Source organism: Shinella zoogloeoides, assembly GCF_022682305.1.
Lineage (GTDB): Bacteria > Pseudomonadota > Alphaproteobacteria > Rhizobiales > Rhizobiaceae > Shinella > Shinella zoogloeoides_B.
The window spans coordinates 1,899,378-1,914,505 of sequence record NZ_CP093528.1; the positions used below are offsets into that span (position 1 = coordinate 1,899,378).

Here is a 15,128-nt window from a genome sequence, read left to right on the forward strand (position 1 = left end):
CCTTTTCAAGCAATCATGCCGCGGCGATCAGCCGGCTTCGATCTGCGAGATGGCGACGGCCAGAAGCTCGATCATCTGCACGCGGATCTCGTCTTCCGAGCGGGCAACGCCGGCGGCGTCGAAATCGGCCTTGACCTTGCGCACGACATCCTCATGGCCGACTTCCTCGAAATCGGCGGCGACGACGTCCTTGGCATAGGCATCCGCGGCTTCGCCGGTCTTGCCGAGAAGGCCGGCGGCCCAGAGACCGACCAGCTTGTTGCGGCGGGCCTCGGCCTTGAAGCGCAGCTCCTCGTCCAGCGCGAACTTGGCCTCGAACGCTTTTTCCCGATCCTGAATGCTGCTCATCTCACGTCTCCCGTAGATTCTGTAACCCGTTAGGCTTCCCCGCCCATTAATCAAAACGACGGCAAAAGTGCAATGCGAACTTTCACGCCGCCCGGCTTGCCGGAAAGGCCTGAAATCGGGGGATCGGGCGTAACGCCGATTGTTAAAGTGCGGCATTTCGTTTATGGAGCCGGAAACGAACGACACCTGCGCGACCCAAGCGCGCCAACAAAGAGAAAAATCCATGAACCGTCGCCGCCGTATCTACGAGGGCAAGGCCAAGATTCTCTATGAGGGTCCCGAGCCGGGCACGCTGATCCAGTTCTTCAAGGACGACGCCACCGCCTTCAACAAGAAGAAGCATGACGTCATCGACGGCAAGGGTGTGCTCAACAACCGGATTTCCGAGTACATCTTCACCCAGCTCAACAAGATGGGCATCCCGACCCACTTCATCCGCCGCCTCAACATGCGCGAGCAGTTGATCAAGGAAGTCGAGATCATCCCGCTCGAGGTCGTCGTGCGTAACGTCGCCGCCGGCTCGCTTTCCAAGCGCCTCGGTATCGAGGAAGGCACCGTGCTGCCGCGCTCGATCATCGAATTCTACTTCAAGGCCGACGCGCTCGAGGACCCGATGGTCTCCGAGGAGCACATCACGGCCTTCGGCTGGGCAAGCCCGCAGGAACTCGACGACATCATGGCGCTCGCCATCCGCGTCAACGACTTCCTTTCCGGTCTCTTCCTCGGCGTCGGCATCCAGCTCGTCGATTTCAAGATCGAGTGCGGCCGCCTTTACGAAGGCGACATGATGCGCATCATCATCGCCGATGAGATTTCGCCCGATAGCTGCCGCCTCTGGGACATCGCCACCCAGGAGAGGATGGACAAGGACCGCTTCCGCCGCGACATGGGCGGCCTCGTGGAAGCCTACCAGGAGGTGGCCCGCCGCCTCGGCATCATCAACGAGAACGAGCCGGTGCGCGGCACCGGCCCGGTTCTGGTGAAGTAACGCTCCCAAGGATGGAACGGAAAGACATGATCAAGGCACGCGTAACGGTGACGCTCAAGAACGGCGTTCTCGACCCGCAGGGCAAGGCCATCGAAGGCGCGCTCGGCAGCCTCGGCTTCGACGGCGTCGGCGGCATCCGCCAGGGCAAGGTCTTCGACCTCGAACTTCAGACCGCCGACCGCGCCAAGGCTGAAGCCGACCTCAAGGCCATGTGCGAGAAGCTTCTGGCCAACACGGTAATCGAGAACTATACTATCGCCCTCGCCTGACGGTTGAGCGGAGATGGATAATGGCAGATGTAACGAACGAACTGCTGTACGAAGTGCTGAAAAGCATCCATTCCAGAATGGACAAGCTGGACACCGGGCTTTCCGATCTGCGCAGTGAGATGATCACGCTGCGAGGAGCCTTGGTGACGGTGCAGCAAGACGTTCACCACATCTACTCGCGTCTGGACCGTGTGGACCAGCGCCTCGACCGTATCGAAAACCGCCTCGAACTGCGTGAACTCGCCGAGGCCCAGGCAAGGTTTGAACCGCACCCATGAAGTCCGCCGTCGTCCAACTTCCCGGCCTCAACCGCGACCGCGACATGATCGCGGCGCTGACCAAGATTTCCGGCAAGGCGCCGATCACCGTCTGGCAGACGGAAACGGACCTGCCGGATGTCGATCTCATCGTCATTCCCGGCGGCTTCTCCTACGGCGATTACCTGCGCTGCGGCGCGATCGCCGCCCGCATGCCCGTCATGCAGGCGATCAAGGCGAAGGCCGAGGCCGGCGTGAAGGTACTCGGCGTGTGCAACGGCTTCCAGATCCTGCTCGAGGCGGGTCTCCTGCCCGGTGCGCTGATGCGCAACGCCTCGCTGAAGTTCGTCTGCCGCGAAGTGAAGCTGGAAGTGGTGAATGCCGAGACGGACTTCACCCGCGCCTATGAAAAGGGCCAGATCATCCGCTCACCCGTCGCCCATCACGACGGCAACTACTTCGCCGACGCCGAGACGCTGGCAAGCGTCGAAGGCAACGGACAGGTCGTCTTCCGCTATGCCGAAGGCACCAATCCGAACGGTTCGATCAACGACATCGCCGGCGTGATCAACGCCAAGGGCAACGTGCTCGGCCTGATGCCCCACCCGGAAAACCTCATCGAGGCGGCCCATGGCGGCTCAGACGGCCGCGGCCTTTTCGCCTCGGTGCTCGACGTAATCGCTGCTTAACCGGCCCTTGCTATCTAGGGCGCATGTCCGCTTCCGAAAGGTTCTCCATGCGCCCTCTCCTCGCCGCCCAGATCGCCCTGCCGCTCGTTGCCGTCGCGGCCCTGGCCGGATGCCAGCCGAAGACGCCGGCACCGAAGCCCAATGGCGGCGCGCTACCCACCATGGAGCGCGTGGCGCTCGGCGCCAATAGCTGCTGGTTCAAGTCGGGCGACCCGGCTTTCAAGGCCTACCGCCTCGCACCGGAACTGAATTCCTTCTCCGGCCGCCCGCGCATTCTCGTCGTGCACCGCAATTCACCGGAATCTCGCCCGCTGCTGGTCGTCCAGGCGGAAGGCAGCCCGGCCAGGCTCGATGCTTTCGGCCCGCTGATGAACGAGCCTGTCGGCGCGCGCATCACGACCGACGTCAACCGCTGGGCCGCCGGCGGCAAGGGCTGCTGAAACGCCTCAGGCGTTCATATCCCAGTAGAGCGACTTCCCGATCTCCCGGCGCGCTTCGCTCCGGCTGATGCCGATGTCCTGCAACTGGTCGTCCGTCATCTCAAGCAGGCTATAACGTGTACGCCGCCTGACATGCCACGCATGGCAGATGCGCCAAACGCGAAGAAGCAACGTCCGGGGCCTCACACCGCCATAGGGGGATACCTCGGCATGGATTGTATCAATTGCCATGATCTTTTCTCCTGAAATGTCACTAAAAACGCGACAATCGGTGCATTCAGGGAATAATTGACTCCCAGTACGGTGCAATCTAAGAATTGCCACCATGACAAATTGGCTTCCCGACCTTCAGACCTCCGATGGCCCGCTCTATGTCCGCATCGCCGACCAGATCGAACAGGCGATCCATACCGGCGCGCTCGCGGTCGGCAGCAAGCTGCCGCCGCAACGTAACCTCGCCTACGATATCGGCGTGACGATCGGCACGGTGAGCCGCGCCTACAGCATGGTGCGCGAACGGGGCCTCGTCAGCGGAGAGGTCGGCCGCGGCACCTATGTGCTCGGCTCGCGGGATGGCGATCATGCCGAGACGGCGGTCGACCCGGTCAGCGCCCATCTGCTGGGCACCCGCGCCGCCCATGCCCCGCCCGGCAAGCTGCGTTTCGACACCACCGCCGCAACGGATGTCGGGCAATCGGCCGTCGTCACCGATATCCTCTCGGCCATCTGCCGCGAACTGCCGAGCGAGGTCGCAAGCTATACCCGGAACTTCCCCCCGCACTGGCTGGAGGCCGGCCAGCGCTGGCTGCGGCGCGGCGCGTGGCAGCCCTCCGCCGAGAGCATCGTCCCGACGCAGGGCGCGCATGCCGCGATCATGGCTGCCGTCTCGGTCATCACCTCGCCCGGTGACCGCATCATCTTCGAACATGTCACCTATTCACAGATCAGCCGCGGCACCGCCCTGCTCGGACGCCAGACGGCGCTGGTCGAATCCGACGCGCACGGCGTCATCCCCGAGGATTTCGAGCGGGCCTGCCTGCAACAGCATCCCAAGCTCGCCTTCCTGATGTCCGGCGCGCAGAATCCGACGCTCGCCACCATGCCGGAAGAACGCCGCCGGGCAATCGCCGCCATTGCCCGGCGGCACAATGTCTTCCTCGTCGAGGACAATCTCTACGGCGCGACGGCGGGCGACGACATTCCGCTGCTCGCCGAGATCGCGCCCGACCGCACCTTCCTCGTCGGCGGCCTCGCCAAGAGCGTGGCGGCGGGCGTGCGCGGCGGCTGGATCGCCTGCCCACCCCATCTCGCGCAGCGCGTGCGCATCGCCCACAAGATGGTGAGCGGCGGCCTGCCCTTCCTGCTCGCCGAGCTCAGCGCCCGGCTTGTGCTTTCCGGCATGGCGGATGCGATCCGCACGAAGGTTTGCGAAGAGGTCGGCATCCGCGAGGCGCATGTGCGCGATGTCTTCGCCGGGCTGGATTTCAATTCGCACCCGCGCGTGCCCTTCCTCTGGCTGAAGCTGCCCGATCCCTGGCTCTCCGGCACGTTCCGGCAGGCCGCCTTCGCGGAGGATATCCTCATCGACGACGAGCACGAGTTCAAGGCGGGCCGCTCGGAAAAGACCTTCCACCGGGTCCGCATCGGCTTCTCCTCGCCGGAAAGCCGCGAGGATGCCGTCGCCGGCCTGATGCGGCTGCGCCGCCTGCTGGACCATGGCCCCACCGGCTATGACAGCCCGGCCTGAAAGCCTTGGCTAGCTGTGGCTTGCGGCCATTTTCCTGTCGCGCTGCCGGGCGGCATAGGTTAAAGAGACCGCAATCCTGCCCTCCACGACAAGACGAGCGACGATGACCATTTCGAACACCCGCCCGATCACCCCGGAGTTGATTGCCGCCCACGGGCTGAAGCCGGATGAATACGACCGCATCCTCTCGCTGATCGGCCGCGAGCCGACCTTCACGGAACTCGGCATCTTCTCGGCCATGTGGAACGAGCACTGCTCGTACAAGTCCTCCAAGCGCTGGCTGCGCACGCTGCCGACCAAGGGTCCGCGCGTCATCCAGGGTCCGGGTGAGAATGCCGGCGTGGTGGATATCGACGACGGCGACTGCGTCGTCTTCAAGATGGAGAGCCACAACCACCCGTCCTATATCGAACCCTATCAGGGCGCGGCGACCGGCGTCGGCGGCATCCTGCGCGACGTCTTCACCATGGGCGCCCGCCCGGTTGCAGCAATGAACGCGCTGCGCTTCGGTGCGCCGGACCATCCGAAGACGCGCCATCTCGTCTCGGGCGTCGTCGCCGGCGTCGGCGGCTACGGCAATTCCTTCGGCGTGCCGACCGTCGGCGGCGAAGTCGAGTTCGACCCGCGCTACAACGGCAATATCCTCGTCAACGCCTTTGCCGCCGGCCTTGCCAAGTCCAACGCGATCTTCCTGTCCGAAGCCAAGGGCGTCGGCCTGCCGGTCGTCTATCTCGGCGCCAAGACCGGCCGCGACGGCGTGGGCGGCGCGACCATGGCCTCGGCCGAGTTCGACGAATCCATCGAGGAGAAGCGCCCCACCGTCCAGGTCGGCGACCCCTTCACCGAAAAGTGCCTGCTGGAAGCCTGCCTCGAGCTGATGCAGACCGGCGCCGTCATCGCCATCCAGGACATGGGCGCGGCGGGCCTGACCTGCTCGGCCGTCGAGATGGGCGCCAAGGGCGACCTCGGCATCGAACTGAACCTCGACCTCGTGCCGGTGCGCGAGGAGCGCATGACCGCCTATGAGATGATGCTGTCGGAAAGCCAGGAGCGCATGCTCATGGTCCTCGAACCCGCCAAGGAAGAGGTCGCCAAGGCGATCTTCGTCAAGTGGGGCCTCGACTTCGCCATCGTCGGCTATACGACGGACGACCTGCGCTTCCGCATCCTGCACCAGGGCGAGGAGGTCGCCAACCTGCCGATCAAGCAGCTCGGCGACGAGGCCCCTGAATATGACCGTCCCTGGCGCGAACCCGCCAAGCCCGCCCCGCTGCCGGCCAGCCAGGTTGCGGAACCCGGCAACTACGGTGAGGCCCTTCTGAAGCTCGTCGGCTCGCCGAACCAGTCGAGCCGCCGCTGGGTCTACGAGCAATACGACACGCTGATCCAGGGCAACTCCCTGCAGATCCCCGGCGGCGATGCCGGCGTCGTGCGCGTCGAGGGCCACGCCACCAAGGCGCTTGCCTTCTCCTCCGACGTCACCCCGCGCTATGTCGAGGCCGATCCGTTCGAAGGCGGCAAGCAGGCCGTCGCCGAATGCTGGCGCAACATCACCGCGACCGGCGCCGAGCCGCTTGCCGCCACCGACAACCTGAACTTCGGCAATCCCGAAAAGCCGGAAATCATGGGCCAGTTCGTCAAGGCCATCGAGGGCATCGGCGAAGCCTGCCGCGCGCTCGACTTCCCCATCGTCTCGGGCAACGTGTCGCTCTATAACGAGACGAACGGCATCGCGATCCTGCCGACCCCGACCATTGCCGGCGTCGGCCTCCTGCCCGACTGGTCCGCCATGGCGAAGATCGGCGGCGCGAAGGACGGGGACCACCTCCTCCTCATCGGTGTCGACGGCAGCCATCTCGGCCAGTCCGTCTACCTGCGCGACGTCGTCGGCAAGATCGACGGCCCGGCCCCGGAAGTCGACCTTCAGGCCGAACGCCGCAACGGCGAGTTCGTGCGCACTGCCATCCGCAACGGGCAGGTCACCGCCTGCCACGATATTTCCTCGGGCGGCCTTGCAATCGCGCTTGCGGAAATGGCCATGTCCTCGGGCAAGGGCGCGAAGATCGACCTTTCCGAGGCGAACGGTCCGGCCCATGCGCTGCTCTTCGGCGAAGACCAGGCGCGCTACGTGATCGCGGTTCCGGCCGATCTGGCGAACTTCGTCTGCGCCAATGCCGAAGACGCGGTCGTGCCGTTCCGCCGCCTCGGCACGGTCGGCGGCGATGCCTTGGTCGTGGATGGCTATCTCTCGCTGCCGATTGAACAATTGCGTAGCACCCATGAATCGTGGTTCCCTGACTTCATGGATGGCAACGGCACCGCCGCTGCCGCCGCTGAATAAGAAAAGGGAGCAGTAAACATGGCTATGTCACCCGGCGATATCGAAGACATGATCAAGACGGGCATTCCCGGCGCGAAGGTTGTCATCCGCGATCTTGCCGGCGATGGAGACCACTATGCGGCCGAGGTCGTCGCAGAAGCCTTCCGCGGCAAGACCCGCGTGCAGCAGCACCAGATGGTCTACGACGCCCTGAAGGGCAATATGGGCGGCGTCCTGCACGCCCTCGCCCTCCAGACCTCCATCCCGGACTGATCCGCCATGGCCGGTCTCCTCGATGAACTCGTCTCCGGCGTGGTCGACGCAGCCCTGAAAGAGGTGCTGAAGAAGACCGGCGTGCGCAAGGCCACGACCACCAAGCGCACGCGCCGCAAGACCACGACCCGCAAGAAGGCGTCGGGAGGCATCCTCGGCGATATCATCGAGGCCGCGCTGAAGCCGGCAAAAAAGACGGCCAAGCGTCCGCGCAAGCAGGTGAGTCGCCGCCGCACGGCCGCAAGCCGCAGCAGCCAGCGTAGCCGCTGAGCGGCGGCTTCCGCTGCCTTGCAAAGAGAACGGGCCGGCGACGTGAGCGTAGCGACCACATCCGCATCCGGCACCCAGCCCGGTTTCCTTCTGATCGGCGGCGGCTATATCGCCGCCGTCCTGACCGCCACCCTCGTCGTGATCGCCATCCTGTGGTTCCACGCCGGCACGGACGAATTCCTCTTCCAGCTCTTCATCATGGGGTGCGCCTATACCTTCGTCTGCGCCCTGCCAGGCTTCATCGCCACCGTCGTCATCGCACGCCTCCTCGCCTTGAGGACCTGGATCTTTTTCACCCTCGCGGGCGGTCTCGACGGCATGCTGTCGCTGGTGTTTTTCGATCGCTCCCTGCTGCGCGATACATTCGTCGTCTTCGTCGTTGCCGGCGGCCTTGCCGGGGGCCTAATCTACTGGCTCATTGCCTATCGCCGACGCCACCCTGCGGCCTGAAGCACACACCGCGGCAATTTTTCTGAGGGACTTCTGGCAATTGTCACCCGAGGTTGTTATCTAGGGCGAATGGTTCATCGCATCGGTCCTTGAAGCCGATTTGCTAAGGAATACGGAAATGAGCGGCATCCAAGATTTCATCGCCAACGAAGTGAAGACCAACGACGTCGTCCTCTTCATGAAGGGCACGCCGGAATTCCCCCAGTGTGGGTTCTCCGGTCAGGTCGTGCAGATCCTCGACTATGTGGGCGTGGACTACAAGGGCATCAACGTGCTCGCCGACGCCGACATCCGCCAGGGCATCAAGGACTATTCCAACTGGCCGACCATCCCGCAGCTCTATGTAAAGGGTGAGTTCGTCGGCGGCTGCGACATCGTGCGCGAAATGTTCCAGTCAGGCGAACTGCAGTCCCATCTCGAGGGACAGGGTATTGCCGTCAAGGGCGCTGCCTGACGCTTCTCGGGTCTTCGGCCGGCAAGCTTTTCAAAGGCGCCGCATAACAGCGGCGCCTTATCTCTTTTATGGATTATATTGATATGTCTGCACTTTCTCCCGAATCTGCCCAGCGCCTCAAAGGCATGGGCAAGATAGAATTCATTGCGCTCATGGCGCTTCTCATGGCGCTCAACGCACTCGCCATCGACATCATGCTGCCCGGCCTGCAGGAGATCGGCGCCAGCCTCGGCGTCGAGAACGAGAACCACCGGCAATATGTCATCTCGGCCTATCTGATCGGCTTCGCCATCGCGCAGCTCGCCTATGGCCCGGTATCGGACCGGTTCGGCCGTCGCGTGCCCATGTTCTTCGGCCTCGCCGTCTACATCGTGTCGTCGCTCTGCGCGATCCTCGTGCCGAGCTTCGCCGCGCTGCTGACGCTGCGCTTCATCCAGGGCATCGGCTCGGCCGCCATGCGCGTCATCACCGTCTCCATCGTCCGCGACATCTTCGGCGGGCGCGCCATGGCGGAAGTCATGTCGCTGATCATGATGGTCTTCATGGTCGTTCCGGTGCTTGCGCCCGGCACCGGGCAGGTCGTCATGCTGTTCGGCGAATGGCACCTCATCTTCGTCTTCATGGCGGTCATGGCCGCCGTCATCGGGGCCTGGATGTATGTCCGCCTGCCGGAAACGCTGCATCCCGAAGACGTGCGCCCCTTCACGGCCCGCTCGATCCTCCAGGGCTTCCGCATCGTCCTGACGGACCGCGTGGCGCTGTGCTACACGCTGGCGAGCACCTTCATCTTCGGGGCGCTCTTCGGCTTCATCAACTCGGCGCAGCAGATCTATGTCGGCATCTACGGCCTCGGCGTCTGGTTCCCGGTCGCCTTCGCCGGCGTCGCCGCCTTCATGGCACTGTCGTCCTTCGTCAATGCCCGGCTTGTCGGCCGCTTCGGCATGCGCCGCCTGTCGCACGGCGCGCTGGTCGGTTTCCTCGCCGTCAACGCGCTGTGGCTCGCCCTGACGCTCGCCTGGCCGGGCCACCTGCCGTTCCCGATCTTCATCGTGCTGTTCGCGCTGTCGATGTTCCAGTTCGGCTGGATCGGCTCGAACTTCAACTCGCTGGCCATGGAACCGCTCGGCCACGTCGCCGGCACGGCTTCCTCGGTGCTCGGCTTCATGGGCACGGCCGGCGGCACGGTGATCGGCGCGATCATCGGCCAGTCCTTCAACGGCACGGCGCTGCCGCTGGTCACCGGCTTCTTCACGCTATCGATCATCGGCCTGGTCTTCGTGCTGATCGCCGAGCGTGGAAAGCTGTTCCAGCCGCACAACAAGCCGGTCTGAACCCGACCTGCCTTCCAAATGAAAAGGCCCGGCTACCGTTTGGCAGCCGGGCCTTTTGCATAAGGCGAACCGTTCAGTCCACGAAGACCTCACGGCGAAGCATCTCCCAGCTCTCCCTGTCCGGCGCGACCAGCAGGCCGCCCTCGACATGGTACGGCTTGTAGGCGGAACCGTCGAAACGGGCGGCATAGGCGCCGGCCTCCTGCACGATCAGCGTACCGGCGAGATGATCCCAGGGCATCAGCTTGTTGTACATGAGGTAATGCAGGTTCCCGCCCGCGAAGGTGCGGTATTCATGCGCGGCGCAGCGGTAATTGGAAACGAAGGCGACCTTGGCGAGGTTCGACAGGATGCGGGCGCGGCGCTCGCGGTCGATGAAGCTGGTAGAGGCCATGCCGGTCATCGCTTCGAGCGGCGCCGCGCCGCGGGTCTTCAGGCGCACGGCGGGGCGGTGATCGCCCGTCTGCCAGGCGCCGCCGCCCTTTTCCGCCATCACGAAATCGTCGCCCATCGGATCGTAGATGATGCCGCCGACCGTCTCGCCACCGGAGACGATGGCCGCCATGACACCGAAGAGCGGCACGCCGGCTGCGAAATTGAAGGTGCCGTCGATCGGATCGACGACGATGGCAAGCTCGGCATCGGCAAGCTTGCCCAGCAGCGCCGGATCGGCCGCGACCGATTCCTCACCGATGAACAGCACGCCCGGGAACTGCGCCGTCACCTCACGCTTGATGAAGCGCTCGGCCGCTTCGTCGGCCGCCGTCACGAGATCGTTGGCGTCTGCCTTGGTGCGGATGTCGCCCTTGCCGAGAGCGCGGAAGCGCGGGCGGATTTCGGCCTCGGTCGCCTGCGCGAGCACGAGGGCCAGCGCATTGATGTCAATCGTCATTGCGTCTTACCGTTTCGAGGGAGGAGAAATCGAAAAGCTTCGGGTCGAGAAGATGGGACGGATTGGTATGGCCGAGCGCGCGCAGCATGGCGTCCTTGCGGCCCGGCATGCGCGTCTCGATATCCGCCAGCATCGCCTTCATCGCATTGCGCTGGAGACCGTCCTGCGAGCCGCAGAGATCGCAGGGAATGATCGGGAACTCCATGGCGACGGAAAATTTCGCAAGATCGTCTTCCGCCGCATAGGCGAGCGGACGCAGCACCATGAGATCGCCTTCATCGTTCAGGAGCTTGGGCGGCATGGCGGCCAGCCGCCCGCCATGGAAGAAGTTCATGAAGAAGGTCTCGAGGATATCCTCGCGGTGATGCCCCAGCACCAGCGCGTCGCAGCCCTCCTCCCGCGCGATGCGGTAGAGGTTGCCGCGCCTGAGGCGCGAGCAGAGCGAGCAGTAGGTCGCCCCCGTCGGCACCTTCTCCTTCACGATGGAATAGGTGTCGCGGTATTCGATGCGGTGTTTGACGCCGATGGATTTCAGGTAATCCGGCAGGATGTGCTTGGGAAAGTTCGGCTGGCCCTGGTCGAGATTGCAGGCGATCAGCTCGACGGGCAGCAGGCCGCGCCACTGGAGGTCCATGAGCAGCGCCAGCAGGCCGTAGCTGTCCTTGCCACCGGAAAGGCCGATGAGCCAGCGCTTCTGGCCCTTCAGCATGGCAAAATCGTCCATCGCCTGCCGCACCTGCCGGAGCAGGCGCTTGCGCAGCTTGTTGAACGAGACGCTGGAGGGTGCGTCCGCGAAAAGCGGATGGCGGCCATCGTCCGTGATGTCGTCGTCGGTTTCGGTGAATGCCAGGGTCATGCGCCTGCAATGCCCCGAACAGCCGGCACAATCAAGCCCCGAAGACCGACCAGCCGGTGCGCGCCGCCAGCATTTCCAGCGCCAGCGAGCCGAGTAGCGAATTGCCGTTCTCGTTGAGGCCCGGCGACCAGACGGCGACCGAGGCCTTTCCCGGGGCAACGGCAAGAATCCCGCCTCCTACACCGCTCTTTCCCGGCAGGCCGACGCGATAGGCGAAATCGCCCGAGCCGTCGTAATGGCCACAGGTCAGCATCAGGGCGTTGATGCGCCGCGCCCGAAGATGCGAGACGACGCGGTGGCCGGTGAGCGGGTTGATGCCGCCGTTGGCGAGAAACAGCCCCGCCCGCGCCAACTGTCGGCAGCTCATCGCAAGGGCGCATTGGTGGAAATAGACGCCCAGAACCAGCTCGGCCGCATGGTCGAGCTTGCCGTAGGATCGCATGAAATTGGCAAGCGCGACATTGCGGAACCCCGTCGCCTGCTCCGAGCGTGCCACCGCCTGATCGACGATGATGTCCTCCTCGTCCGCAAGATAGCGCAGGAAGCGCACGACCTCGCCGATGGCCTCCTTCGGCGTATGGCCGGCAAGCACGAGATCGGTGATGGCGATGGCGCCCGCATTGATGAACGGGTTGCGCGGAATGCCGGCCTCGTATTCGAGCTGGACGATGGAATTGAAGGCGGAACCGGAAGGCTCGCGCCCCACGCGCTTCCAGATACCTTCGCCGTGCTTGCCGAGCGCCAGCGTCAGCATGAAGACCTTGGAGATGCTCTGGATGGAGAAGGCTTCCTGCGCATCGCCGGCAAGATGGGTCTCGCCATCGACCGTGACGACGGCCATGCCGAACTTCTGCGGGTCCACGTGGGCGAGCTGCGGAATGTAATCGGCCACCTTGCCCTCGCCGCGCCGCGGCGACAGGCTCGTGTGGATTTCCTCGACGATGGCCTGCAAATCCGTCATGGCGGTCTCTTTCTTGCGCAATTCCATAGGGAAAACCGCTCCACACTCTTCCTGGAATTGCTTCCAAAAAGAAAAAGCCGCCAATCTCTTGGCGGCCTTTCCAGATTGTGCAAGGCGTCTTCGCGAATTAACGCGAGTAGAATTCGACGACCAGGTGCGGTTCCATGACGACCGCATAGGGAACGTCGGAGAGAACCGGAACGCGAACGAAGGTCGCGGTCATCTTGTTGTGGTCGGCTTCGATGTAGTCCGGAACGTCGCGTTCAGCCAGGCCAACGGATTCGAGAACCGTGACAAGCTGCTTGGACTTTTCCTTGACTTCGATGACGTCGCCCGGCTTGCAACGGTAGGAACCGATGTTGACGCGGACGCCGTTGACCTTGACGTGGCCGTGGTTGACGAACTGGCGGGCAGCGAAGACCGTCGGAACGAACTTGGCGCGGTAGACGATCGCGTCGAGGCGCGATTCGAGCAGGCCGATCAGGTTCTCCGGGGTGTCGCCCTTGCGGCGTTCGGCTTCGGCGAAGATCGCGCGGAACTGCTTCTCGCGGATATCGCCATAGTAGCCCTTCAGCTTCTGCTTGGCGCGGAGCTGAACACCGAAGTCCGAAAGCTTGGACTTGCGGCGCTGGCCGTGCTGGCCCGGGCCGTATTCGCGGCGGTTGACCGGGGACTTCGGACGGCCCCAGATGTTTTCGCCCATACGGCGGTCGATTTTGTACTTGGATGCAGCGCGCTTGCTCATCGCATTTCCTCTAAGTCTTGTTATGCCGTTCCGTTGCCGGACCGGCTGAAGGAAACACGCCCTCCTCTGAACCTTTTTGAGGTTCCGACAGGTTTCTCGCGATCGCGACCGGAGAATCCACGGGACATGTCAAATGAAACACCGGACATTTCTGCCCGGCGTTGGCGGGGTCATTAGGCGGGTTTCATGGGATTGTCAACGCGCAAAGCCCGGAAAATCGGCCTATTCCGCCGCATCCTGATGGGAATCCGCAAGGTCCGGCCCATTGGCGTCGCCCGGCAGCGTCTCGCAGGCGAGATCGGGGAAGGCGACGATGCGATGACCGGCAAGATCGCTGTGCACCACGACCAGCCCCTGCTCCTCGAAATAGCCGAGGAGACGGCGCGCCCGACGGGCCGAATGCGTGCCGTAGGCCCGTGCGATCCGCGCATCCGAGGGGCAGGCAAGCCCACGTACCGCCGCCTGCGCGACGAGCAGGAACACTCCCTGCAGATCCTCGGTGACGCTGCGGGAGAGATCGAGCGCCCTGCCCCAGATCTCCGTCGCCGCCGTCTCCGCATCGACGCCGGAGCGCGCAACCGCCATCTTGCGCCGGAAGGCCGGCAGCGAGAGCGGCGCGCCCGGCACGCGGCGGATGCGGCAGCGCACGAGGAAATCCTGGAACAATTCGGCATCGGCCCGGAAGGCCGCGTCGGGATTGCCGAGAATTTCGGCGAGCGCCTGGTCGAGCAGGCTTTCGCGCTCCTCGGCGGAAATCTCCGGCGCAGGCGCTTTTGCCTCCGCCTGCACCGGCTCCGGCCGCGCACGGGAAAGCTCGGCAAGGATATCGGTCGTCGGGCGCGGCGCGGGCGGCGCACGGCGGACGACGGGGCGCGTGAACTCGTCCGGGTCGGGCGTGAATATCAGATCTTCCACGTCCTGCGGCGCGTCCGGCAGCGGCATCAGCTTCGGGCTGGTCGAGCGCGCCGAGGTCTCGACCGCACCGATCGTCACCGGCAGCGGGCGGCGCGACAGCGCCGGGCCGAGCGCGACGAAGGAGCCGCGCGGCAGGTCACGGAACATTTCCGCCTGTCGCCGGTCGAGGCCGAGCAGGTCGGCGGCGCGCGCCATGTCGATATCGAGGAAGGTGCGCCCCATCAGGAAGTTGGAGGCTTCGGCCGCGACGTTCTTGGCAAGCTTGGCAAGGCGCTGCGTGGCGATGACGCCGGCAAGGCCGCGCTTTCGGCCGCGGCACATCAGGTTCGTCATCGCACCGAGCGAGAGTTTGCGCGCTTCTTCGGACACTTCGCCGCTGACGGCGGGGGCGAAAAGCTGCGCTTCGTCGACGACGACGAGCACGGGATACCAGTAATCCCGGTCAGCATCGAACATCGCATTCAAGAAGATTCCGGCCGCGCGCATCTGCTCGTCGGCCTCAAGGCCTTCCAGCGAGAGCACGCAGGAAACGCGGTGCTGGCGGATACGGGTGGCGATGCCGACAAGCTCGGCTTCCGTGCGCTCGCCATCGACCACCACATGACCGAAGCGATCGGAGAGCGTGACGAAGTCGCCCTCGGGATCGATGATGACCTGCTGTACCCATTGCGCGGACTGTTCGAGCAGACGCCGCAGAAGATGCGACTTGCCCGAACCCGAATTGCCCTGCACGAGCAGGCGCGTCGCCAGCAGTTCCTCGATATCGAGCCTGGCCGGTGCGCCGCCCTGCACCGTTCCCATGTCGATGCCGACCTTCATCCCGTTCCTCGTTCCTGAAAAATCCGATTCGCCCGGCCGCCACCGGACAACCGGCAAGCCCTAACACGAAATGGAGGCCCGTCGCCCCCGGCTTTTGAAAAACC

General features: G+C 64.3%; 19 protein-coding genes. 12 read left to right on the forward strand and 7 right to left on the reverse strand.

Features of this window, described 5'->3' with window-relative positions; genetic code table 11:
* Positions 1-27: 27 nt before the first annotated feature.
* Positions 28-348, reverse strand: coding sequence for a DUF1476 domain-containing protein (locus MOE34_RS09735; RefSeq protein WP_160784374.1), 321 nt, complete (start codon positions 346-348; stop codon positions 28-30).
* Between the two features lie 223 nt (positions 349-571).
* Between MOE34_RS09735 and purC the strand changes: the two genes are divergently transcribed.
* Genes purC through MOE34_RS09760 form a run of 5 tightly spaced genes read left to right on the forward strand, consistent with a single transcriptional unit; the run spans position 572 to position 2,991 of the window.
* Entirely contained in the window at positions 572-1,336 is a 765-nt protein-coding gene (purC, locus tag MOE34_RS09740; protein ID WP_242223231.1) for a phosphoribosylaminoimidazolesuccinocarboxamide synthase, read from the forward strand.
* Positions 1,337-1,362: 26 nt separating this feature from the next.
* Positions 1,363-1,605, forward strand: coding sequence for a phosphoribosylformylglycinamidine synthase subunit PurS (gene purS / locus MOE34_RS09745; protein ID WP_242223232.1), 243 nt, complete (start codon positions 1,363-1,365; stop codon positions 1,603-1,605).
* Between the two features lie 20 nt (positions 1,606-1,625).
* Positions 1,626-1,883 carry a hypothetical protein gene (locus MOE34_RS09750; RefSeq protein ID WP_242223233.1) on the forward strand — a complete coding sequence of 86 codons (258 nt, stop codon included), beginning with the start codon at positions 1,626-1,628 and terminating at the stop codon, positions 1,881-1,883.
* On the forward strand, positions 1,880-2,551 hold the full coding sequence (purQ, locus tag MOE34_RS09755; RefSeq protein WP_242223234.1) for a phosphoribosylformylglycinamidine synthase subunit PurQ: 672 nt from the start codon (positions 1,880-1,882) through the stop codon (positions 2,549-2,551). The genes MOE34_RS09750 and purQ overlap by 4 nt, the downstream gene beginning before the upstream one ends.
* 47 nt (positions 2,552-2,598) lie before the next feature.
* Positions 2,599-2,991 (forward strand): hypothetical protein, encoded by a 393-nt coding sequence (locus MOE34_RS09760; protein WP_242223235.1) that lies wholly within the window; start codon positions 2,599-2,601, stop codon positions 2,989-2,991.
* A gap of 6 nt (positions 2,992-2,997) precedes the next feature.
* Here MOE34_RS09760 and MOE34_RS09765 read toward each other — a convergent pair whose 3' ends face one another.
* Positions 2,998-3,222 carry a DUF1127 domain-containing protein gene (locus tag MOE34_RS09765; protein WP_242223237.1) on the reverse strand — a complete coding sequence of 75 codons (225 nt, stop codon included), beginning with the start codon at positions 3,220-3,222 and terminating at the stop codon, positions 2,998-3,000.
* Between the two features lie 94 nt (positions 3,223-3,316).
* On the opposite strand from MOE34_RS09765, the gene MOE34_RS09770 reads away from it, so the two are divergent.
* The 7 genes from MOE34_RS09770 (at position 3,317) to MOE34_RS09800 (ending at position 9,836) form a co-directional block, all read left to right on the forward strand.
* Complete coding sequence (locus tag MOE34_RS09770; protein WP_242223239.1) at positions 3,317-4,738, forward strand: PLP-dependent aminotransferase family protein; 1,422 nt, start codon at positions 3,317-3,319, stop codon at positions 4,736-4,738.
* A 103-nt stretch (positions 4,739-4,841) separates the two neighbouring features.
* Complete coding sequence (purL, locus tag MOE34_RS09775; protein WP_242223240.1) at positions 4,842-7,079, forward strand: phosphoribosylformylglycinamidine synthase subunit PurL; 2,238 nt, start codon at positions 4,842-4,844, stop codon at positions 7,077-7,079.
* A gap of 18 nt (positions 7,080-7,097) precedes the next feature.
* Positions 7,098-7,331 carry a BolA/IbaG family iron-sulfur metabolism protein gene (locus MOE34_RS09780; protein WP_160784383.1) on the forward strand — a complete coding sequence of 78 codons (234 nt, stop codon included), beginning with the start codon at positions 7,098-7,100 and terminating at the stop codon, positions 7,329-7,331.
* Between the two features lie 6 nt (positions 7,332-7,337).
* Positions 7,338-7,601, forward strand: a complete 264-nt coding sequence (locus MOE34_RS09785; RefSeq protein ID WP_242223242.1) for a hypothetical protein — start codon at positions 7,338-7,340, stop codon at positions 7,599-7,601.
* Between the two features lie 42 nt (positions 7,602-7,643).
* A complete protein-coding gene (locus MOE34_RS09790) occupies positions 7,644-8,051 on the forward strand; it encodes a hypothetical protein (protein WP_242223244.1) in 408 nt (135 codons plus the stop codon).
* Between the two features lie 118 nt (positions 8,052-8,169).
* Positions 8,170-8,505, forward strand: a complete 336-nt coding sequence (gene grxD, locus MOE34_RS09795; RefSeq protein ID WP_242223246.1) for a Grx4 family monothiol glutaredoxin — start codon at positions 8,170-8,172, stop codon at positions 8,503-8,505.
* 125 nt (positions 8,506-8,630) lie between these two features.
* Positions 8,631-9,836, forward strand: coding sequence for a multidrug effflux MFS transporter (locus MOE34_RS09800; protein WP_242223878.1), 1,206 nt, complete (start codon positions 8,631-8,633; stop codon positions 9,834-9,836).
* A 73-nt stretch (positions 9,837-9,909) separates the two neighbouring features.
* Here MOE34_RS09800 and MOE34_RS09805 read toward each other — a convergent pair whose 3' ends face one another.
* From MOE34_RS09805 to MOE34_RS09825, 5 genes are all read right to left on the reverse strand, one after another.
* The gene (locus MOE34_RS09805) at positions 9,910-10,728 is read right to left on the reverse strand and encodes an inositol monophosphatase family protein (RefSeq protein WP_242223248.1); all 819 of its coding nucleotides are present in this window, start codon (positions 10,726-10,728) and stop codon (positions 9,910-9,912) included.
* On the reverse strand, positions 10,718-11,584 hold the full coding sequence (gene ttcA, locus MOE34_RS09810) for a tRNA 2-thiocytidine(32) synthetase TtcA (RefSeq protein ID WP_242223250.1): 867 nt from the start codon (positions 11,582-11,584) through the stop codon (positions 10,718-10,720). The genes MOE34_RS09805 and ttcA overlap by 11 nt, the downstream gene beginning before the upstream one ends.
* Before the next feature lie 31 nt (positions 11,585-11,615).
* On the reverse strand, positions 11,616-12,545 hold the full coding sequence (locus MOE34_RS09815; RefSeq protein ID WP_242223252.1) for a glutaminase: 930 nt from the start codon (positions 12,543-12,545) through the stop codon (positions 11,616-11,618).
* Between the two features lie 127 nt (positions 12,546-12,672).
* On the reverse strand, positions 12,673-13,290 hold the full coding sequence (gene rpsD, locus MOE34_RS09820; RefSeq protein ID WP_119258341.1) for a 30S ribosomal protein S4: 618 nt from the start codon (positions 13,288-13,290) through the stop codon (positions 12,673-12,675).
* Between the two features lie 222 nt (positions 13,291-13,512).
* Positions 13,513-15,024 (reverse strand): ATP-binding protein, encoded by a 1,512-nt coding sequence (locus MOE34_RS09825; protein ID WP_242223254.1) that lies wholly within the window; start codon positions 15,022-15,024, stop codon positions 13,513-13,515.
* Positions 15,025-15,128: the final 104 nt, after the last annotated feature.